The sequence below is a fragment of the Nodularia spumigena CCY9414 genome, from assembly GCF_000340565.2.
GTDB classification, from domain to species: domain Bacteria; phylum Cyanobacteriota; class Cyanobacteriia; order Cyanobacteriales; family Nostocaceae; genus Nodularia; species Nodularia spumigena.
The window spans coordinates 1,019,783-1,039,186 of the sequence record NZ_CP007203.1 but is presented as its reverse complement, the minus strand read 5'-3'; the positions used below and the strand labels follow the sequence as shown (position 1 = coordinate 1,039,186).

The 19,404-nt window shown below is 41.5% G+C and carries 20 protein-coding genes, 1 tRNA gene and 2 pseudogenes; 13 read left to right on the top strand and 10 right to left on the bottom strand.

Going from position 1 to position 19,404, the window contains the following annotated elements:
- The first annotated feature begins 104 nt into the window (after window positions 1-104).
- Together NSP_RS04645 and NSP_RS04640 are read left to right on the top strand one after the other, a co-directional pair.
- Window positions 105-734, top strand: coding sequence for a DNA-directed RNA polymerase sigma-70 factor (locus tag NSP_RS04645; protein ID WP_042202260.1), 630 nt, complete (start codon window positions 105-107; stop codon window positions 732-734).
- Between the two features lie 98 nt (window positions 735-832).
- Window positions 833-1,858 carry a tetratricopeptide repeat protein gene (locus NSP_RS04640; RefSeq protein WP_006196622.1) on the top strand — a complete coding sequence of 342 codons (1,026 nt, stop codon included), beginning with the start codon at window positions 833-835 and terminating at the stop codon, window positions 1,856-1,858.
- Between the two features lie 109 nt (window positions 1,859-1,967).
- On the opposite strand, the gene NSP_RS04635 is transcribed toward NSP_RS04640, so the two are convergent.
- Window positions 1,968-2,795, bottom strand: a complete 828-nt coding sequence (locus tag NSP_RS04635) for a hypothetical protein (protein WP_006196621.1) — start codon at window positions 2,793-2,795, stop codon at window positions 1,968-1,970.
- A gap of 461 nt (window positions 2,796-3,256) precedes the next feature.
- Between NSP_RS04635 and NSP_RS04630 the strand changes: the two genes are divergently transcribed.
- Window positions 3,257-3,667, top strand: coding sequence for a hypothetical protein (locus NSP_RS04630; RefSeq protein ID WP_006196620.1), 411 nt, complete (start codon window positions 3,257-3,259; stop codon window positions 3,665-3,667).
- The gene (locus tag NSP_RS04625; RefSeq protein ID WP_006196619.1) at window positions 3,667-3,963 is read left to right on the top strand and encodes a hypothetical protein; all 297 of its coding nucleotides are present in this window, start codon (window positions 3,667-3,669) and stop codon (window positions 3,961-3,963) included. The genes NSP_RS04630 and NSP_RS04625 overlap by 1 nt, the downstream gene beginning before the upstream one ends.
- Before the next feature lie 311 nt (window positions 3,964-4,274).
- On the opposite strand, the gene NSP_RS04620 is transcribed toward NSP_RS04625, so the two are convergent.
- Window positions 4,275-5,702 carry a sensor histidine kinase gene (locus tag NSP_RS04620; protein ID WP_006196618.1) on the bottom strand — a complete coding sequence of 476 codons (1,428 nt, stop codon included), beginning with the start codon at window positions 5,700-5,702 and terminating at the stop codon, window positions 4,275-4,277.
- Between the two features lie 48 nt (window positions 5,703-5,750).
- On the opposite strand from NSP_RS04620, the gene NSP_RS04615 reads away from it, so the two are divergent.
- The gene (locus NSP_RS04615; RefSeq protein ID WP_006196617.1) at window positions 5,751-6,002 is read left to right on the top strand and encodes a hypothetical protein; all 252 of its coding nucleotides are present in this window, start codon (window positions 5,751-5,753) and stop codon (window positions 6,000-6,002) included.
- Window positions 5,999-6,241, top strand: a complete 243-nt coding sequence (locus NSP_RS04610; protein WP_006196616.1) for a type II toxin-antitoxin system HicA family toxin — start codon at window positions 5,999-6,001, stop codon at window positions 6,239-6,241. Before NSP_RS04615 ends, NSP_RS04610 begins: the two co-directional genes overlap by 4 nt.
- Here the strand turns inward: NSP_RS04610 and NSP_RS04605 are convergent.
- Window positions 6,228-6,407 (bottom strand): annotated as a pseudogene (locus NSP_RS04605) (two-component sensor histidine kinase); the annotation flags it as partial. The gene NSP_RS04610 and the pseudogene NSP_RS04605 overlap by 14 nt on opposite strands.
- 167 nt (window positions 6,408-6,574) lie before the next feature.
- On the opposite strand from NSP_RS04605, the gene ppk1 reads away from it, so the two are divergent.
- Together ppk1 and NSP_RS04595 are read left to right on the top strand one after the other, a co-directional pair.
- Window positions 6,575-8,803 carry a polyphosphate kinase 1 gene (gene ppk1 / locus NSP_RS04600; protein WP_006196614.1) on the top strand — a complete coding sequence of 743 codons (2,229 nt, stop codon included), beginning with the start codon at window positions 6,575-6,577 and terminating at the stop codon, window positions 8,801-8,803.
- A 159-nt stretch (window positions 8,804-8,962) separates the two neighbouring features.
- A complete protein-coding gene (locus NSP_RS04595; RefSeq protein ID WP_006196613.1) occupies window positions 8,963-9,355 on the top strand; it encodes a response regulator in 393 nt (130 codons plus the stop codon).
- A gap of 120 nt (window positions 9,356-9,475) precedes the next feature.
- On the opposite strand, the gene NSP_RS04590 is transcribed toward NSP_RS04595, so the two are convergent.
- Window positions 9,476-9,658, bottom strand: a complete 183-nt coding sequence (locus NSP_RS04590; RefSeq protein ID WP_006196612.1) for a hypothetical protein — start codon at window positions 9,656-9,658, stop codon at window positions 9,476-9,478.
- A gap of 225 nt (window positions 9,659-9,883) precedes the next feature.
- Here NSP_RS04590 and NSP_RS04585 point away from each other — a divergent pair, with 225 nt between their 5' ends.
- On the top strand, window positions 9,884-10,435 hold the full coding sequence (locus NSP_RS04585) for a DUF2854 domain-containing protein (RefSeq protein WP_006196611.1): 552 nt from the start codon (window positions 9,884-9,886) through the stop codon (window positions 10,433-10,435).
- A gap of 102 nt (window positions 10,436-10,537) precedes the next feature.
- Here NSP_RS04585 and NSP_RS04580 read toward each other — a convergent pair whose 3' ends face one another.
- Entirely contained in the window at window positions 10,538-10,798 is a 261-nt protein-coding gene (locus NSP_RS04580; RefSeq protein ID WP_006196610.1) for a CRR7 family NDH-1 assembly protein, read from the bottom strand.
- Between the two features lie 70 nt (window positions 10,799-10,868).
- On the opposite strand from NSP_RS04580, the pseudogene NSP_RS04575 reads away from it, so the two are divergent.
- A pseudogene (locus tag NSP_RS04575) lies at window positions 10,869-11,270 on the top strand (response regulator); the annotation flags it as partial.
- A gap of 56 nt (window positions 11,271-11,326) precedes the next feature.
- Here the strand turns inward: NSP_RS04575 and NSP_RS04570 are convergent.
- Window positions 11,327-12,532 carry a histidine kinase gene (locus tag NSP_RS04570; protein WP_173403259.1) on the bottom strand — a complete coding sequence of 402 codons (1,206 nt, stop codon included), beginning with the start codon at window positions 12,530-12,532 and terminating at the stop codon, window positions 11,327-11,329.
- Window positions 12,533-12,663: 131 nt separating this feature from the next.
- On the opposite strand from NSP_RS04570, the gene NSP_RS04565 reads away from it, so the two are divergent.
- Both NSP_RS04565 and NSP_RS04560 read left to right on the top strand, forming a co-directional pair.
- Window positions 12,664-14,181, top strand: coding sequence for a hypothetical protein (locus NSP_RS04565; protein ID WP_006196607.1), 1,518 nt, complete (start codon window positions 12,664-12,666; stop codon window positions 14,179-14,181).
- Between the two features lie 52 nt (window positions 14,182-14,233).
- Window positions 14,234-15,610: an S-layer homology domain-containing protein gene (locus NSP_RS04560; protein ID WP_006196606.1), complete on the top strand. Its 1,377-nt coding sequence runs from the start codon at window positions 14,234-14,236 to the stop codon at window positions 15,608-15,610.
- 245 nt (window positions 15,611-15,855) lie between these two features.
- Here NSP_RS04560 and NSP_RS04555 read toward each other — a convergent pair whose 3' ends face one another.
- Entirely contained in the window at window positions 15,856-16,632 is a 777-nt protein-coding gene (locus tag NSP_RS04555) for a class II aldolase/adducin family protein (RefSeq protein ID WP_006196605.1), read from the bottom strand.
- Window positions 16,633-16,786: 154 nt separating this feature from the next.
- Window positions 16,787-16,858: transfer RNA gene (locus NSP_RS04550), tRNA-Thr, on the bottom strand.
- Window positions 16,859-16,891: 33 nt separating this feature from the next.
- Between NSP_RS04550 and NSP_RS04545 the strand changes: the two genes are divergently transcribed.
- On the top strand, window positions 16,892-17,161 hold the full coding sequence (locus NSP_RS04545) for a DUF3493 domain-containing protein (protein ID WP_006196604.1): 270 nt from the start codon (window positions 16,892-16,894) through the stop codon (window positions 17,159-17,161).
- A 50-nt stretch (window positions 17,162-17,211) separates the two neighbouring features.
- Here NSP_RS04545 and NSP_RS04540 read toward each other — a convergent pair whose 3' ends face one another.
- Together NSP_RS04540 and NSP_RS04535 are read right to left on the bottom strand one after the other, a co-directional pair.
- A complete protein-coding gene (locus NSP_RS04540) occupies window positions 17,212-18,921 on the bottom strand; it encodes a DUF1565 domain-containing protein (protein ID WP_006196603.1) in 1,710 nt (569 codons plus the stop codon).
- Between the two features lie 242 nt (window positions 18,922-19,163).
- Window positions 19,164-19,361, bottom strand: coding sequence for a hypothetical protein (locus NSP_RS04535; RefSeq protein ID WP_006196602.1), 198 nt, complete (start codon window positions 19,359-19,361; stop codon window positions 19,164-19,166).
- Between the last annotated feature and the right edge of the window lie 43 nt (window positions 19,362-19,404).

Genomic DNA, 19,404 nt, shown 5'->3' with positions numbered 1-19,404 from the left:
TAGTCTGAGTCTTAGCAACGAACAGACTAAAACCTCGATTGTATGCAGATGAGCGCACGATTGGCATGAAAAATACTATTTTAACTAAGAGCCACTTTCCAGCTATGCAAATTCCCCATTTTCCCGAAGCTAATCACCCGCTAGTGAAGTCGCTGTTTCATCACAATGATCAGGAACTGCTGGATCTATTTCAGAGTTATCCAGATGCTGGCAAGTATTTTACGGTGATTTTTTGCCGTTATAGCCCCATAGTTTACACCTTGATTCAGCATTCAGCGCGATCGCCTGTCCAAGCAGATTATTTGTTTGCCCTAACGTGGAAACATATCTATTACGAACTCGGTGGACTAAATTTAGCTGATCCCTCATCCAGTCCCCAAGCTTTAACTTTGCAAAATTGGCTGATTAATATCACCGCTTTCTGTATCAATGAAATTCAACTACCACCAACCGAAGCCATTCATTATTCGCTGTCAACAACTTCGCCGCCGCTATGGTGCTATGTCGAACAGGCTTTAGACCAACTACCAGCAATGTTGCGGTTGATGGTTTTAATGGCTCAGACTTTCCACTGGAGCGAAACGAGAATTGCTGCTTACCTGCAAGCCGAAGGAGAAAAAATATCGCCGCTCGAAGTAGCCAATTTTCTCCAGGAAGGCTATTCTATGCTAGAGGACAAATTACCAGCAGACATCCGCGTTATCTACTTGGGCGAAGATTCTGGTCAATCATAGTCTATGTATAAATGCGTAAATTGCTAGTCTTCATTTCCAAAAATTAATTCTTTTTCGGGAATCTTCTGCTCAAAGCCGAAATTTCAACGGTAAGTTTTATGAAACAACGGCATTTATTATCTGGGTGTTACGTTTTACTTTTTATTGCTTTACTGAGTCCGACGGTGGCTCGTGCTGCTGAGATTACGCAACAACTCCACCGCCCTTTGAATAGTTCAAGTTGGGGAGAATCCAGAGAAAAAGCGGATACATTGCTGCGTATCGGTGAACAAGAATATGCTTCGGGATTTGCTGATAAAGCAGTGAAATACGCATTAGAAGCATTGGAGATTTATCATGCAATTGGCGATTTCAAGGCGCAAGGGCTGACATATGATTTGCTGGCGCAGTCTTATATCCAGCTAAATCGCTTTAAATCCGGGGAAAACGCCTTGCGCCGGCGTTTAGCGATCGCTCGTGATACAAAAGATTTTCAAGCTCAAATTTTTGGCTTAAATAATATCAGTACGTTGTTACTGCAACAAGGTGAACCCATAGCCGCAGGTAAAACGAGTGAAGAAGCGCTGACAATTGCGCGTCATGTCAAAAATATTGAAGGCGAAGGACTATCTTTAAATAACTTAGGTTTGGTAGCTCTCAGGGTGGGAGAATATAACAAAGCCATTAAACTTTATGAAACTGCCCTAACTTTCCGCCGTCAAACTAATGATAGTGTCGGGGAAGCCAATACTCTGAATAATTTAGGTGATGCCTACTTAGAAGCCAGAAATTATCCCGATACAATTGGCACATATGGTGCAGCAATGCGAATTGCTCAAACTAACGGCGATCGCACTAATCAATTACGTGCAATTGACGGTTTAGTCATAGCACACAGTGCTGTCGGACGTTATGAGCGTGCTTTTGATTTACTCGAACAACGGTTAATAATTGCCCAGGAATTACAAAATCTCCGCGAAGAATTGAAATCTTTTGAATCTTACGCTCATTTATACGAGCAGCTAAGTGATTACCCAACTGCTCGGAATTTTTATGAACGAGCGATTATCCTAGCGCGAACCCTTGCAGATAACAAACGGGAAGTGCAATTAATTGATCAATTAACTCAAATGCTGAAGCGGTAATTCGTCATTAGTCATTAGTCATTGGTCATTGGTTATTGGTTATTGGTTATTGGTCATTCGTAAGTGCAATATTTATTTTTCTCCCCTCCTCCGCAGGCGGGGTGGGGTTTTAATTCAAGAAAACTGTACCATCCTCTTGAATCCGCACAGTATTTTTATCCTGCTGTACATCAGTTGTTTCGTTCAATCTCACTTCCATCATTCCTGTTTCCGCAGACGGTTGAACAGTCGCCTCAGTCAATCCCCCATCTGGACGGAAGAATGTCATAGTTACTGGTGCATTTAAATTTCGCAGCATCGTATCTGATTTACCAGCAAGCGATCGCGCCGGTGTATCGCCAATGACTTCATAAGTAACCTCAGCCCCAGTATCATTCACCAAGCGGATATTTACCCTACCATTAGCCAAGGCAATCTGCGTGCTGGGTGGTTGTTGTTGTTCTGGTAAAGGTGGTTGAATAACACTCACTGGTGGACGCGCCGGGACAGTGCGACTAGGAGGAATGCCTTGTGCCATCATTTGTTGAGTGTGAGCATTTGGTGGGCATCCTTCTGGGACTAATACCTGATTATTGTGCGGTTCTTCGTAGAAAATACGAGGACAGGGATTTCGTCCGAGGGCGGCTGAACCCGGTGCTTCACCGCCAACACCAGGCGGTATCTGACTAGGTGCGGGGATACCAGGGACAGTGGGAGTAGGAAGCCGCCCTTGGGCTGCTAGTCTGCGGGTAAGGGCATTGGGAGGACATCCCTGCGGCACTAAAATCCGGTTGTTGTGTGGTTCTTCGTAGTAAATGCTAGGACAAGGATTGATTTGAGAAGTAGGTTGCTGTGCTACTGCCCTTTGAGAAATTGCTGGCGCACTAATTATTAATCCGCCGCAAATAGCGCTGAATAATCCAGCATATTTGCGAATTTTTTGGGTATTTCTCTTCATTATTAACTCCTAAAAAATCGGAATTTTCATTTCCTGGAAATTGACAGGTAAGAAATTCTTCTAAAATTACATAATATTTTTTAAATTATCAAAAATTAAGTATTAGAATTTATTGCACAATTTAAATTTAATAATTAAATCTAGTTATTTCATCTAACTATAGAAGCGAAATAAAAATAAAATCAGATCCTTATTTCAATCTCAAGGATGAGGGAATTAAATATTTTATAATTAGTTCCTATATGAAAATACAGTTTATTTGAGTATTTCGTTCTTCTCTGTTGCGTCCTTGGCGGTATGCGCTACGGAAACATGGAATAATTGACTTTAGTAAAGATTTCTAGCTTGAAATGAGAAGTATTGTAATATACAGTAGTTATCTCCTAATCAAGACGTGATTATTGTATCTGTAAAAATGCGAAGATAATGACAAACAAAAGCAATTTAATATATTTAAAAAAGTGACAGACGAAACAAGACAAGAAATAGCTAAAATACTGGAAAAAGAATTATCATTAAGAAAAGTTATTCCTGCTAGAAGAAAAGGACAAGGCTTTCAGTCATTCAGCGAGTTTAAAAGAACTATAGGTTCTGCTGGTACTGGATATGCTTGGCATCATATTGTAGGACAAACCACTTCTAATTTACAGAAATTTGGAGCGCCAGCTATCCATCATACAGGCAATATTGTTAAACTAGAACATGGTAAGAATACAATCCATCAAGAAATTACAAATTTTTATAACTCTATCCAACCTGATCTGACAGGTTCAGATAGGATGACAGTTAGACAATGGGTAGGAACTCAAAGTTTTGAAGAACAACAAGACTTTGGTATTAGGGTGATTAAAGTTATTGGAGGTACAGTTTAATGTTAACCTTAGATGTGCAGTCAATTTTAACATCAATTCCCAATGAAGTGGCTTGGGAAAATATCATACAGTTTGAAAAGCTTGATGAGCGAGTAGCGACAGCTAATGAGTTGTGTCCTAACCTAATTGGGGTTAATGAAGGTTACATCGAATGGTGTCCCAATAATGAACCACCTAGTCAAATAGAAACTTTAACTTGGTGGTGGGTTATTCGTCCAGATTTAGGTGCAGCTATAGCTATTGAAGCACCAGATGAACTAAAAAAAATTATTGGAAAACATATTTTAGAAAATTAGCTTTTTTGTTGCGGTAAAAGTATGTCATAAATTTGAGATATAGAAGTATATCCTAAAATTTCACTATTTTTTGGCTGTTTAACCAAGGTATTAAATCAGATAGCGAGTTCATCTTCTAAATCATGGTCATTATTATCTATTATTTCAAGTTTTTCTATAGATATTTCAACAGTATTTTCAAAACAATTAAGCTAGCCATCACCCCTCTTTGCCCGTTCATCACTTCTGTAATACAAATGTACTGTAATTTAGCGTAGGCGTAGCCCGCCGCAGGCATCGCCTGTGCCAGTTGCGTAAGTCCTAAAATAAATTTAATACTCCAGAGTGATTGGTAAAGTGACAGTAAAAGTTGTACCTTTGCCAATATTGCTTTCGACTTGCAGTTGACCTTGATGATGTTGGACAATTGCCGCAGCGATCGCCAGTCCTAAACCTGAACCTGTAGAACTTTCTATATTTGTCTTTGCTGTCTGATGGGTACGTGCTGGATCTACCCGATAAAAACGGTTAAATAAGCGTGGTAAAGCTTCGGTGGGAATACCAATTCCGGTATCGCTGACTTTAATTTGTAATAAAGCTGTGCTGTAACGAATTTTAGAACCGCGATTGCTTCCCTCTAGACGCGCTAATTGTACATACACCTGTCCATCGGCTGGGGTGTATTGTAAAGCATTACTAATTAAATTTGTCAATAGCCGTACCAATTGATCCCATTTACCCTGAAGTGTAAACCAATTGTCTAGTAATTCCGGGTTAGTTTCCGAGGTGGGAGGATCAACCAAGTCCAGAGTTAAAGTAATTTTTTTTTCCTTGGCTAATAGTTGTTGTTCTTCAACTACTTCGATCAGCAAAGCGTCGAGAGGACAAGAGGAAAACACATCTTTGCTGATACCACTATCTTGTCTGGCTAAAAACAATAAATCATTGACTAGCTTACCCAAGCGCTGCGTTAACCGTTCGACCACTTTTAACTGCTGACGATAGTTGACAAAAGTAGTAGATTGTGCATCTGATAATTCTAAATCAGCCAGCGCCACTTGCACATTAGTTTGAATCAAAGTAATGGGACTTCGGAGTTCGTGAGAAGCGTCAGCAGTAAATTGTTTCAGACGTTGGTAAGATTCACCCACCGGTTCCATCGCTTTACCGGAAAGAAACCAGCCGCTTCCGGCGACAGACAGCACCATAAACCAAGTACCTAACGCCAAATCAATGATCAATTGGCGACTAGGTTTAGTTACTTCAAACCAAGGATGACTAACACGCAGATATCCTAATACTTGCCGTCCCACTTCTACACGCTGGGTAACTTGTCTGAGTAAGAGTGGGGAGTGGGGAGTGGGGAGTGGGGAGTCGTCCGGTTCTTGTTTTAATACGCGGACGGTTTCACCGAGACGGTTACCATGAATGGGAATATTGAGGGGTTCCGATAGGGTAGACCAAAGTAATTTGCCATTGGGGCTAAACCATTCTAGGTCAATGTGGTCATCTTCTACGGTGCTGGTATTGTCGCGAAAACTGGCTTCTACGTTCACGCCTAATTGTTCTATATCCCCATTGATTGGGGTAATTACAAGCGATCGCTCCACAATTTCCACTACGTGATTCAGGGTATCATCAACGCGCTCAATTAATGTACTGCGGACATATAAATATACACCACTGGCAAATAGTAAAAGTAATACCGCAGTTACGGCAGTGTACCAGATAGCAAGGCGGCGGCGAGTAGCTTGAAACATTTGGCAACGCAGAGAAATTCTGTGGTTATTCTGTTTGAATGTTAAATTATGGTTGAGGCAAATACTTCTACGACAGTAATCGTGAATATAGCGACTGAAATCGTATTTTTAATTGAAGAAGACCCAGAGGGTGGTTATACCGCGAAAGCTTTGGGAGAATCGATTTTTACGCAAGCTGATGATATTGCTAGCTTGAAGGAAATTTTACGTGATGCGGTGCGTTGTCATTTTCCTGATGAAATCAATCGACCGAAAATGATTAGACTGCATATCGTTCGTGATGAGGTGATTGCTTCTTGAAATTACCGCGCGATTTGTCGGGTGAAGATTTGGCGAAAGCATTAGTTCGCTTTGAGTATGTGGTGGATAGGCAAACTGGAAGTCATATTCGTTTAACGACTCAGCTAAATGGGGAACATCATATCACAGTTCCCGCCCATGACCCTCTCAAGCTTGGTACGTTGAGTGCTATATTGCGGGATATTGCTGACCATTTTGATTTAAATCGAGAGGAATTGCTCAAACAACTGTTTTCATAACAAGCGATCGCTCCACAATTTCCACTACGTGATTCAGGGTATCATCAATGCGCTCAATTAATGTACTGCGGACATATAAATATACAGCACTGGCAAATAGTAAAAGTAATACCGCAGTTACGGCAGTGTACCAGATAGCAAGGCGGCGGCGAGTAGCTTGAAACATTTGGCAACGCAGAGAAATTCTGTGGTTATTCTGTTTGAATGTTAAATTATGGAAAATCCAAAATATACAAGTAAATGTAACTTGAGAGTTCCACTCAAGCCGTATTTAATCTACTATATGTATTGTCCCCCAGCTGTACTAGCTCATCTGGCTACCCTGAGATCGTCATGGCGAAATCAAAAAAGAACACGAATCCCATTGATTTGAACGATCCGCAATATTACATTAACCGCGAGTTAAGCTGGTTAGAATTTAATAGTCGCGTACTCCACGAAGCCTGTGACCCCCGGTCACTGCTTTTAGAACGCTTAAAATTTTTAGCAATCTTTAGCGCCAATTTAGATGAGTTCTTCATGGTGCGAATTGCCGCTTTAAAGCAACAAATAGAAGCCAAAGTTGCCCAGTTAACTCCTGATGGTCGCACACCCCAACAACAGCTAGACGATATTAGATCAACCCTCAGTCCCCTGTTCACAAAACAGCACGAACAATTTGAAGCAGTTCTGCAACCTCTGCTAGCCAATCATCGTATTCATATACTGGACTACATTAATTTAAATCAAAAACAACGGACTTATTTAGATAATTACTTTGAAGAACAAATTTTTCCAGTTCTGACTCCTTTAGCTGTTGACCCTAGCCATCCTTTCCCTTTTATTTCTAATCTCAGCTTAAATTTGGCAGTTGTGGTCAAAAATCCCGACACCGAACAAGAATTTTTTGCGCGGGTGAAAGTCCCTAATGTGCTACCGCGATTTTTGCCTATACCACCAGAGTTAGGAATTTCTGAAACTGGACAAACTGCTCACTGGACTGGTGTACCCTTAGAACAGGCGATCGCTCATAACCTGGAGTTTCTATTTCCAGGCATGAATATCCAAGAATATCATCCCTTCCGCATTACTCGTGATGCTGATTTGGCTTTAGAAGAAGATGAAGCAGATGATTTGCTATTAGCTATTGAACAAGAACTACGCAAACGGCGCATGGGTGGGACTCCCGTCAGACTAGAAATTAAATCCCAGACCCCTGACCCCATACGTTCTCGGTTGTTGCAAGATTTGGACTTAACCGAAAATGATGTCTACGAAGTTGACGGTCTTTTAGGACTCAGGGATTTAATGTATTTTATGGCTTTGCCATTACCCGAACTCAAAGAACCACCACGTCAGTCTGTAGTCCCTTCACGTCTGCAAAGGTTGAGAGAACCAAGTTTAACTCCAGATGCTTTGGAATTAGAAGAAGGTCAAGACTTTTTCTCCGTGATTCGAGAAAAGGATTTGCTGGTACACCATCCCTATCAATCCTTTTCCTCTACAGTGGTGCGCTTCATCACTCATGCAGCCCATGACCCCAATGTGCTGGCGATCAAAATGACCCTTTACCGCACTTCTGGCGACTCACCCATAGTCAAAGCTTTAATTGCAGCTGCGGAAAATGGCAAGCAAGTATCTGTATTAGTGGAATTAAAAGCGCGGTTTGATGAAGAAAATAATATTTACTGGGCGAGGAGTTTAGAAAGAGTTGGTGTTCATGTTGTCTATGGTTTAGTAGGGCTGAAAACCCATTGCAAAACCGTCATGGTTGTACGAAGAGAAAAAGACCGCATGCGCCGCTATGTGCATATAGGTACTGGCAATTATAACCCGAAAACAGCACGGTTGTATACAGATTTGGGATTATTTAGCTGTCGGGAAGAATTGGGTGCTGATATTACAGATTTATTTAACTTTTTAACAGGCTATTCTCGGCAAAAAACTTATCGACAAGTGCTAGTTGCTCCTGTGAATATGCGCGATCGCTTTTTGGCATTAATTCATCGTGAAATGGAAAATGTCAAAAATGGCTTTTCCGGGCGCATTGTTGCCAAAATGAATTCCCTTGTAGACCCCCAAACTATCGCCACTTTATACGAAGCTTCTCGCGCCGGAGTGCAAATTGATCTGATTATTCGGGGTATTTGTTGCTTACGTCCAGGACTCAAAGACATCAGTGAAAACATTCGCGTTATCAGCATTATTGGCCGCTTCTTAGAACATTCTCGCATCTACTACTTCCATAATAATGAACAAGAGGAAATTTATATTGGCAGTGCTGATTGGATGCGTCGCAATTTAGATCGCCGAGTGGAAGTCATTACCCCTATCAAAGACCCAGATATTGCTAAAGATTTGCAAGAAATTTTGGGAATTATGTTAGCAGATAATCGTCAAGCCTGGGAATTACAATCTGATGGTAGTTATATCCAACGCCACCCCGGTGATACCTCTTGTGGCGACGTAGATTGTCCCGAAACTAATTCCCAAAAAATTCTCATAAATATGGCATTACGTTCAACTGGTATAGCCTCTAACCTGATTGATGCCAAAAAAAGTTACTACTATACAGACAAATAGCTAAATCCAATCTCTTTGGGCAAAACTCGATTTTGAGGGAAATTATCTGATCTAATACTATGGGTGAAAAGAATTTATTCAACCGTAAGATAGAGTGATTTTTAGTGCATATAACCATAAACTATAGGGGTTGTTGTATCTATCTTTTTATTTCCTTAAATGTTAATGTTTTCTTGTGATTCTAAAACATTGCGTGTTCTAGTCGTTGATGATCACGAACTTACACGTTTAACTCTAAAACTAGCTTTTTCCAGTCAAGAAAATCTCCACGTAGTGGGGTTAGCCTGCAATGGTCAAGAAGCTATAGAAATGCTTAAAAGTTGCCAACCTGATGTAATTGTTTTAGATTTACAAATGCCCGTTATGGATGGTTGGAGTGCTTCTAGTCATATCAAAGCCATATCTCCCAAGACTCAGATTCTAGCTTATTCCTCAGTGGAAGATGCCAGTTTTTTGGGCGCTAAGTCAGCACCTAATTTTGATAAGATTTGTCAGAAAGATATTCCTACAACTGAACTCATTGCTTTGGTCAGACAGTTAGGAGAACGATGATTAATGGTCATTAGTCATTAGTCATTAGTGATTGGTCATTGGTCATAAACAAACAGCGCCAGTTTTACCGCTTCACGGTTTTACTAGCGCCATTCTGCGTTTTTATGTGCTTAGTTGCGTTTAATTGTTATCGGCTTCGGGAATAGTCCGTTTAAATTCATCAATTAAATCATCCATTTCTTCCAAAGCCTGGTTGACATCAATTCTCAAAGTTCCCAAGTTCGGCTGCTCCAAAAGGTTCAGCAGGTACTCGCGTTTGCTTTTAACTACGGCAATTCGTTCTTTTATAGTCTGTAAATCCATGATTTTTGTCCAGTCTTAAAATAGCCTCAAATTTAAAGTTAACTCAAAATGGAGTAGAGACGCGATTAATCACGTCTCTACAAGGGAAATGCGGTGTGGGGAATGGGGAAAATCAAAACTAATCCCACAAATCTATGGTTCTGGGTGAATCACTCTTCTTTAATTGTCACTAATAAACGATGATAATAAAACTGAGATGTTAAGAATTTATAATATCCTAAGCTCATGTTACGTAAAATTTCTTTGGGGACTATCGGTTTAACCATCGGCGGTATATTAATCACTGTTGGTTTCGCTGCCTACGCTGCCGATAATGCCACACTTAATCTTGTAGGGTTTTTTTATGGGTTTCCTCTGTTCCTGGGAGGACTGGCACTCAAAGCCAATGAAATTCTGCCCATACCCTTTAGCCAAGAGACAACGCCATCAGTATTACTCTTACGGGAGCAGCAAGCAACTGTCACTCAAAATAAAATTCGCAAGGACATCACCCGATACTGCTATGGTCAAGAAGCTCATTTAGATGAAGCTCTGTCTTACCTTGGTTTGAGTCCCACAGATGAAGACCGCCCAGTGGTAACAGGTTTACGAGAAACGGAAATTGATGGGGCTTATGCCTTAATTTTAGAATTTGATTCGCCGTTCATTTCATTTGATGGTTGGCAGGAAAAACAGGAGAAAATGATGCGGTATTTTGGCCCTGGAGTAGATATTAAAATTACAGAAGTTGGAGAAGATATGATTGAATTAACAATTGTTACGCAACCAACAATATAGTAGTTGATAGCTTGAGAGCAATTTTGATCAAGACCTCCGAGGAAACTCCCACCTGCCCGTTCAAGGAGGGTTCCTCAGAACAGGTAGGTGGTGATTGCAAAGCTACTTTTCTAATCGTATTGCGTACCACTGCAAATATTTTCCCGGACCAACATCTAATTCACAACTTGTGTTAATTAAATACTGGGCTTGAGCATCTACAGAATCAAATCTTTGTAAGTCTGTGGGTAATTCCTGATTACTCATTTTTTGTAGCACAAGCTTGAGCTTATCTAATAATTCATTGACGGTGAGAAATTCTTCTGGTTGGTTTGTTTCTAGAACCACAAAATTATCCTGCTGATACATGAGTGAGTCTGGCATTTAAAAAATTCTCAATAGGATGTGCTTTTTAGATATAATCAGGACTTACGCAAAATATCTCTCAAATGATACAAGCTTGGATGATGAGGAGTCTGTAGACCGTGCTTTTGAAGCAGGCGCAACAGATTACCTTACCAAGCCCATTCACTGGCCAGTATTGCGCCAACGATTACGAAAATTATTGCAACAAGCGCAAGTATACAAACAGTTAGAAGCGGCAAATTTTGCTGTTATTATGCCGTCTACCCATGCTTCTAAGGCATTTTACCTGGCTACGGCAATGCAAGCTGGTGTGAGAAATTTACAAATTGCTCATAGTGCTTCTAAGATTAGTAAATATGTCACTATGAGTATAGCAGTAGCGACTATGACTCCTACCTGGGAATCCTCTCCTTCTAATTTGGTTATGGCTGCGGATCAGGCTCTTTATGAAGCCAAAAACCAGGGGCGCAATCGGATTGTGCAGAATTGATTGCTGACAGGTTTTGGTGACAAATTGTTGTCCCAAATCCCTGGTACAGAGTCAATTCATGATGGATATACTGGCAATGTAAAGTGGAACCATGCGCCACCATTGGGGGCAGAATCTACCCAAATTTGCCCGTAATGTGATTGAATGATGCGTTGGCATAAACTTAGACCAATACCGTAACCATCTATAGCTTGATCGCGTTTTAGTCTGTAGTGGTTTTCAAAGATGCGATCGCGGTTTTCGATGGGAATTCCCGGCCCTGTGTCTCCAATACTAAATTGAATTTTTTGGGTTGTACGATGTAATCCGGCAATGCTAATTTTGCCCCCTTCTGGCGTGTATTTGATGGCATTATCCAACAAATTGATTAGCACTTGGCGCACACGTTCTGGATCGGCATATACCTTGGGTAGATCTTGGGGAATATCCGTTTCTATTTGTTGGGATTTGGCAATGTAGCGATCGCGCAATTCTGACAATACATCCAAGCAGAGGTTGCCAATTTCCATCTTTTGTGGTATTATGGGTAGCTCTGTATCATCGCCTTGACCTACCTGCAACAGATCAGCGATCATCCTGTCAATTGTCTTGGTTTGACTGCGGGCTTGTTTTAATAAATGTGCTGCCATAGCTGGTTTCAGCCGTTTAAATGCACCAATATCTGTGTTGTAATTAGATTGTAGAGTTTCAATGGCGATCGCCGCAGCTGTGAGGGGATTACGCAGATCGTGTGCCAGCATGGCGATTACCCTGTCTTTAAATTGTAACTGCTCCTGAAGTTTGTCTTTTTCCTGTTTTAAGCGAAAAACTTCGTCTGAAAGTTTGATCAATTCCGCAGAAACAGCCACAGAACGAATCGTTGATTTGGGCGATGACATCCGACTATTGTCATCTATTCGTTCTTGTAAATCTTCTTGCAATTTTAAATAAGCGTCTACAGCTGCTTGCCAGCGAGGCCACCAGTTCTTCAATTGGGCGATAATATTACTTCCAGCAATAATCTGTCGGGGTTCTGGGTGAATCTTAATTAAAGCTGGTGTGGCAACTAATTTAAAATGTTCTGCTAAATAGGGTTGTTGCCCCACATCGATAATTTGAAGTTCAAAGTTATACTCAGCCTGTAATTCTTTTAAGTAAGCACGGATACGTTGCACTTGTTGTCGGGACTTTGGTCGTCCATCGACAAAGAGCAACAGCTGGAGTGGAGCCTCAGAATAGATAGGCTGATCCTGGGAAACTTGCATGTAATCGTGTTTCAGCACTGGTAACAACCTGGCGACGCTTCGCTTAACAGAAAGTAGAATGGACTGACGGTTGTCGATAGTCGTAGATTTTCTTCAATTTAATATCTATTTTAGATTTTTCATACTCCTATCTGCTCGGCATTGTTGACATGAGACACTTATTTTTCAGCTTTTTACTGCCTTTTGGTCTAGTTTCTGTTCCAGGAACCACCTTGGCTGGTGGTTATCAGTCCCAATCTTCCCTCACTCAAAATCTTACATCAAAGACAACAGATGAAAACTTTTATACTGATGCTCTTAGACTGGTACAGCGTCAGATAGATTTGATTGCTCGGATTGAGCAAGCACTGATTAGTCCAGATGCCAATCGTATACGATCTGTAAGAGGGCAATTAACAGTTCTAGTCAAGAGCATCGAAAGTTTTGTGAATCGGCAGCAAAAAAATCCCAAAACTTGGTGTAGCTCTAACATGGATTTATCGGGAAATTTTTCACCCTTCCCTAACCAGTTAACTCAAGCCCCAGATCAAATTTACTGCTCTTTGTATACCAATAGCCAGAAGTTATTAAAACTATCCCCAGTACTAGACATACTGTTTTCTCGACGAGGTGAATTAGCCTTAGTCAGACAGCTACCCCTAGTCACTGGTGAACGCCAATTAGATCCTGTGCTTTCTATTGCACCAGTACAGTATCCCCATCTGGGAAAACCCGCAGTACCTTTGTCTACACGGGAACCAAATTTATCGACTAGCACTTTAGGAACACAACCAGAATCTCCAGCAGTATTATCCCCACAAGTGCAAGTAATTGGGAGAAATGCGAAAACAGTCATAGCCAATTATGTACCGCCTTTACAACCTGCGTTAGCAGCCCCTGAGTCAGCACTGACGACTCTTGCAACTGCCAAGCAAATCTTAAGAGCAACACTAGCAGCATTTCCCCCAGAAATTCGCTTTACAGATCCTTGGGAAAATGCTGAGATACTCGACCAATTGACCTACGGATTTAGTCCGCAAGAAGCGCAAATTTACGCTAAGTTTTTGGAATTGCCTCGTACTGGTATTTTCCGTGTATTACAGTCTTCAGTTTACCAACGTCCCCTGAATACTCTTTGGAATCGATTGCAACCCAATATCAGTGAGCGTTATCCTTTCCCCTTTTTGGGTGATGCTAAGGATGGATTTAATCCTAGTTTAGCACTTCAGATGAGAGGGGAGCGCTTTCAACTAGTGGATCAAGGCATGGATTATAGTTTCATGGTTGAGGTGGGTGATGTACCCCTGGATAAGTTGGATGGAAGGCTGCAAGCTGTAGCGTCGCCAACACGGGAATTTTTGCTCAATTACCAACCTCCCAAGCAGTTGGATGCGTTACAAGTAGAAAAAAGACGGTTTTTAACAGGTAAAGACCAAAACTGGCAGCAGAATACCGTAATTTTCGCCCATGCTCCCGCTAAATTGAATCATAGTTATTTAGTGCGATCGCTGCAATTCCAACTGCCAAAAACCATGTTGAATGGTCAACCTATATCCCCAAATCAACTACAACAGATTCCTAGTAGTGACATTATCCTGGCTTTCCGTCCAGTGCGTCGCCGTGCTGATGGTAGTTACACAGTGCTGTGGAGAATTTTGAATGAATTCCCCGCGCCCCAAATTGAATAATTCTCAGCAGTCTGCGCTAGGGTAGGAATAGACACATAATTTGTAATGTCCTGTGATTTTGCGTAAACGTCCAGCTGTCTTACTGAGTTTGGCTATTTTATTCACTTCTTTAACAGCTTGTGGTAACAATCCTACCGCCAAAACCCTAGAACAGTCTTTGGCGGCAGATCCCAGGCTACAAGATAACCCAGGAATCTTGGGTAAATCACAGAGAAATGAACCGCAACCAGGGGAAAATCAAACCAAAGTTGAGTTACCATCTGATTTTCCTCCAAATATCCCTTTGTATCCCAATGCTACGTTAGAGTCAGTGACACCTGCTAGTGACTTAAAAAATAGCGTAGTCACTCGCTGGCTAAGTTCTGACCCCAGCAATTTTATTACTAGCTTTTATAGTGACCAGTTTCAGGAAAGTGACTGGCAGATTTTACAACAGCCTACAGATGATAATTCTCAAAATACCTTTGAAGCACGTCGCGACGATTTGCAGGTGAAGGTGTCTATTCAGGCAAAATCAGTTACTAACCCCAAACCTGATCAACCACAAACAGCTACTGCATTAGTTATTGAATACGTACCTAATAGTAGCGCAGCAGCACAACCGAGTAAAACTGCCAGTTCTCAATCTAGCAATCCAAATCTTCTTAATCCGGCGCTACCTGATAATGTGGCGACACAACCAGATAACACATCAGTTAGCCAAACAACTGCTACAGCCAAATCTCAGAAATTCAACGATCTCAACCAAGCACCGCCAGAACTGCGTCAATCTATCCAAGACTTAGCAGCTTTGGGTGTTTTGTCTTTAAAGTCTGAGGAAGTCAAGAGTAGTTCTAATGATGCCATAAGTAAGTCATTTGAACCTAGTAAAAACATTACACGCCGAGAATATGCCCGTTGGCTAGTTGCTGCTAACAATGCCATGTATATTAATAATCCGGCTAAACAGATTCGCTTGGCATCAGAAAGCACTCAATCAGCTTTTAGTGATGTGTCAAAAACAGATGTTGATTTTCCCGTAATTCAAGGGTTAGCTGAAGCAGGGTTAATTCCCAGTCCTTTGTCTGGTGACTCTACCGCAGTTTTATTTCGTCCTGACGCTCCACTAACACGGGAACAGTTGATTTTGTGGAAAATCCCTCTAGATACTCGCCAAGCCTTACCTGCTGCCAATTTAGAAGCGGTTAATCAAACCTGGGGTTTTCAAGATACGGGCAAAATTGACCCGAAGGCATTACGCGCTGTGCTGGCTGATTTCCAAAATAGCGAACAATCGAATATTCGGCGGGTGTTTGGTTATACAACTCTGTTCCAACCTAAAAAGCCAGTGTCTCGCGCTGAAGCTGCGGCGGCTTTGGGCTATTTTGGCACTTTAGGTGAGGGAATATCGGCTGGTGAGGCTTTGAAGTTAAAGCGATCGCCAAACTGAGCTTCTTACTGCTAATCTACAGCTAAAGCCAGGGTTGACTATTTGTCCACCTTGGCTTAATTTTTGGCATTCTGACTTTACAAATAATTCACAAAACACCTATAACTAATAAAGTTCAGGTAAATTCGTAGATTCCAAGTGATTTTAACTTATATAGTGCTTTAAGTATTGGTAAACGGCTTATATATAGCTACGCGCTTTAGGTGCAGCAGGAGTTCTCAAACGCCAACAAAAAAAGTTTGCTTTCACTCCAGCAAGTCCGGCTCTTTTCGCACAATCATCTCATACAACGGTTGAAAACTAAGCCAACCCAAATAATTTGACCCCACCTGAGTATGTGCCAAACTAGCATACTCAGGTTTAATTAGGTGAGGTTTACCAGTAGCCTCAGCTAGTAATTGAGCTTGACAAGAGCGCTCCATTGTGACAAACCACCAGGCAGCTTCATCAACTGAGTGACCAACTGTCAGCAAACCGTGGTTTTTCAGGATAAGAGCTTTATTTTTACCTAGCGTTTGGGCAATACGTTGACCTTCTTCTACTTCTAAAACCACACCTGTATAGTCATTAAACAGGCTGTGGTCTTGGTAGAATGAGCAAGCATCTTGGGTGAGGGGATCGAGGAGACGACCGAGACTCGACCAGCTTTTACCATATATGGAATGAGCATGAGCTGCTGCTACCACATCGGGACGAGCTGCATGAATTTGGGAATGAATTGCGAAAGCGGCTTGATTTACTGGATAATTGCCCGAAATCACTTCACCTTGCTGGTTAACAAGAATTAAATCACTAACTTTAATTAAACTAAAGTGCATCGCTAAGGGATTCACCCAAAAATGTTCCGGGTGTTCTGGGTCGCGTGCCGTGATGTGTCCGGCAATACCCTCATCAAAACCATATCGGGCAAACAGGCGTAATGCTGCTGTGAGGCGCTGTTTACGATGCAGGCGTTCATCTTCAAGAGAAGTAAAGGTGGGTGGTTGGAGTGTATTCGGCTTTTCTTGAGAGATAACTTCCATATTGCCTCGCAAATTTGTTTTTTATAGGAAAATATTTATATTATTGCTGAAATTCCTGGTAAAAATCCAGAGCAAGCGATCGCGATCGCACCACACAAAAACATCCTACATGGGACAATAATAAAAGTGAAGTATTGTTCAGTAATTCGACTCAAGCCGATGACGGGATTTGAACCCGTGGCCTGCTGATTACGAATCAGCTGCTCTACCACTGAGCCACATCGGCGCGTACAGCAAAACATTATAGCATTATTTACTCATGATAAAACCAAATTCTAAAAATAACCTTAATCCTGAACAATATGCCCGCCTCAAAGCCGAAATGGCAACACCTTATCGTGGTTTTCGGCAATTTATTTATATTGGTTTTGGTGCATCTGCTTTAATTGGGGCATTTATTTTCTTTTTTCAAGTCCTGGCTGGAAGAGATATTGATAACGCTGCACCTAATTTAGCTCTACAAATCGGAGTGTTAGCCCTGATGATTTTTCTCTGGCGCTGGGAGCAAAATCGGCAAAAACCTTCGTGAATATACTTTGACACCCTCTAAAAATCAAAAGGATGTCAAAGCGAGAAGTTTTATTGAGCCGTTACTAAATAAGGTGAAGGAATCGGTTCAACACGTCCAGCATTCACCAGCGCCTGGTAAACAAAGGCGGCAATTTCTGCTCTAGTTGCGGGACGATTGGGATTGAGTTGTCTAGCTGTAGGATAATTAATCACTAATTGTCGTGTAGTTGCAGCAGCTACCGGGCTAATTGCATAATTAGGAATCTGGGCAGCATCGCTGTAAATAGCAAGAACATTCTGATTATTGGCAGTGAAACCCAGACCATTGGCTAAGGAAACGAGTGCCTGTACTCTAGGAATTTGCTGCTGTGGTTGAAATCTACCATCAGGATAGCCTGCGAGAAATTCACTCCGGTAAGCAGATTGAATCGCACCATAAGCCCAGAAATTGCTGGCTACATCTCTAAAATTAATCCCAGTGCGTTTAATTGGTGGTGTCAAAGCTTTGGTGACAATGGTGGCAAATTGAGCGCGAGTCACAGGGTCATTGGGTTTAAAAGTGCCATCAGGAAAACCAGCAATGATATTTTGACCTGCTAAAGCTTCAATGTAAGCTTTTGCCCAGTAACCTTCTGGCACATCTCCAAAAGCACTTTGACCAGTAGGCAGGTCAACAGTAGCAGCTACGAAATTTACTTGACCAGAAATACGACTCTGATCAATATCGTTGCCAATAGCGAGAATTATATTAGAGGTAGCATTATTTACATCATGACGCGTGTTACTGCGAATGAGATTGCCACCAGGATTTTCATTACTACCAAGGTCAGGTTGAGCATTGACAGTCGCAACAATGCCATCCCGCTTATTATTTTGAATTACATTCTTACGCAGTACAGGTTTAGCAGATTGTGAGATAAATAGACCATCTTGGTTTTGGATGATTTGGTTAGACTCAATTAGGGGTGTGGAAGTACCACCTATAGCTAGACCAAAACCTGTATCCTGAAATAAGTTATTGCGAATTTCACCTTGAGCTGTGCTAGCTATGGAAATGCCGTTACCCAGGTTCTGCACAAACAGGTTATTTTCCACTTTGGCATTACTTGTACCAGTGAGAAAAACACCCTCTCTGTTACTGTTAGTGAAAGTATTATTTTTGATAGTGGGATTACTTGATTCCACCCAAACTGCTGTACCACGCTGATTGGGGTTAGTCACAGTTAAACCTGCAACAGTACTATTGTTGTTAGCCAAAATTGTAATATTTTGTCCGGCAAAGGTGCGACTGGTGTAAGAACCGCCACCAGTAATTAATATTGCCTGACCTTGACTCGATTCATCGCCCCGTAGGGTCACTCCTGGGTTCAGCAACAGAGGAAATTGTTCCCCAGATTCGCTGTTATAAGTCCCTGGTGCTAGTTGAATAATTGTCCCTGGTTCGGCTTGTGTGAGAGCGAAAGTAATAGTTTTATAGGGTGCAGCTTCGGTAGCACCAACGCCAGCTGTATCTACACCGTTTTCTGGATTAACGTAAATTATTGTTGCTGATGTCGGGACTTGCGCCATTAAAGCCGAGGTATTTACCTCTTGGTGGGTAGCACCAGCATTTGCTTGATTAGTTAGTAATATGGAAGCTCCGGATACAACTAACAAGGTCGTTAGTCCGGCTCGCAAGGGTAAAGTAGAGCTGATGTAACTGCTAAACAACAGGCGAAAATTTTTTGGTGATAGCTGGCGTGGCGCAGCCATAGAAATATGAAAACCGCGATATTTCATTTTATGTCTGTGGTTAGCTGAATGATCGTTGGTTAAACAGGGTCAAATATATCAGCTAAGAGCTATTTAATCCATGTCAAACTATATCGGATGACTAGCAAACAATCAGCTAAGTTTCGGTCATGCAACATATAATTTAAAATTCTTGGCAGCAAAATTGAGAAGTTGATGGAAAACCCGTCAGAGTTGGCTTACCATCAACTTCTTAGCTTGCAAGTAGGTTTACAAGATTTGCTCAATTTTTAATAGGCTAAAGTTTCTAAAGTTTCTCGTAAATATCTTTGTACCTGTTTTTCCAGGTGAAGTCCCTGCAATTGGGCAGAGTGTTCTAGTTGCCAGCGTCGAAAACCTGAACTAGTGGCGATCGCGCATTTAAGACTATACCAAATTTCCGGGTCAGCAGAAAATTGGCGATCGCTAGCAGATGGAATTTGAGCCATAGTTCCTCATTCCTTCCGATAATTCCTAAATTTAAACTAACTT

What these genes read in the sequence shown, in the direction of transcription:
- NSP_RS04645 (WP_042202260.1), top strand. Translation starts at nt 105, where the DNA reads ATGCAAATTCCCCATTTTCCCGAAGCTAATCACCCGCTAGTGAAGTCG.
- NSP_RS04640 (WP_006196622.1), top strand. Translation starts at nt 833, where the DNA reads ATGAAACAACGGCATTTATTATCTGGGTGTTACGTTTTACTTTTTATT.
- NSP_RS04635 (WP_006196621.1), bottom strand. Translation starts at nt 2,795, where the DNA reads ATGAAGAGAAATACCCAAAAAATTCGCAAATATGCTGGATTATTCAGC.
- NSP_RS04625 (WP_006196619.1), top strand. Translation starts at nt 3,667, where the DNA reads ATGTTAACCTTAGATGTGCAGTCAATTTTAACATCAATTCCCAATGAA.
- NSP_RS04620 (WP_006196618.1), bottom strand. Translation starts at nt 5,702, where the DNA reads ATGTTTCAAGCTACTCGCCGCCGCCTTGCTATCTGGTACACTGCCGTA.
- NSP_RS04615 (WP_006196617.1), top strand. Translation starts at nt 5,751, where the DNA reads ATGGTTGAGGCAAATACTTCTACGACAGTAATCGTGAATATAGCGACT.
- ppk1 (WP_006196614.1), top strand. Translation starts at nt 6,575, where the DNA reads ATGGCGAAATCAAAAAAGAACACGAATCCCATTGATTTGAACGATCCG.
- NSP_RS04595 (WP_006196613.1), top strand. Translation starts at nt 8,963, where the DNA reads ATGTTAATGTTTTCTTGTGATTCTAAAACATTGCGTGTTCTAGTCGTT.
- NSP_RS04590 (WP_006196612.1), bottom strand. Translation starts at nt 9,658, where the DNA reads ATGGATTTACAGACTATAAAAGAACGAATTGCCGTAGTTAAAAGCAAA.
- NSP_RS04585 (WP_006196611.1), top strand. Translation starts at nt 9,884, where the DNA reads ATGTTACGTAAAATTTCTTTGGGGACTATCGGTTTAACCATCGGCGGT.
- NSP_RS04580 (WP_006196610.1), bottom strand. Translation starts at nt 10,798, where the DNA reads ATGCCAGACTCACTCATGTATCAGCAGGATAATTTTGTGGTTCTAGAA.
- NSP_RS04565 (WP_006196607.1), top strand. Translation starts at nt 12,664, where the DNA reads ATGAGACACTTATTTTTCAGCTTTTTACTGCCTTTTGGTCTAGTTTCT.
- NSP_RS04555 (WP_006196605.1), bottom strand. Translation starts at nt 16,632, where the DNA reads ATGGAAGTTATCTCTCAAGAAAAGCCGAATACACTCCAACCACCCACC.
- NSP_RS04545 (WP_006196604.1), top strand. Translation starts at nt 16,892, where the DNA reads ATGATAAAACCAAATTCTAAAAATAACCTTAATCCTGAACAATATGCC.
- NSP_RS04540 (WP_006196603.1), bottom strand. Translation starts at nt 18,921, where the DNA reads ATGAAATATCGCGGTTTTCATATTTCTATGGCTGCGCCACGCCAGCTA.
- NSP_RS04535 (WP_006196602.1), bottom strand. Translation starts at nt 19,361, where the DNA reads ATGGCTCAAATTCCATCTGCTAGCGATCGCCAATTTTCTGCTGACCCG.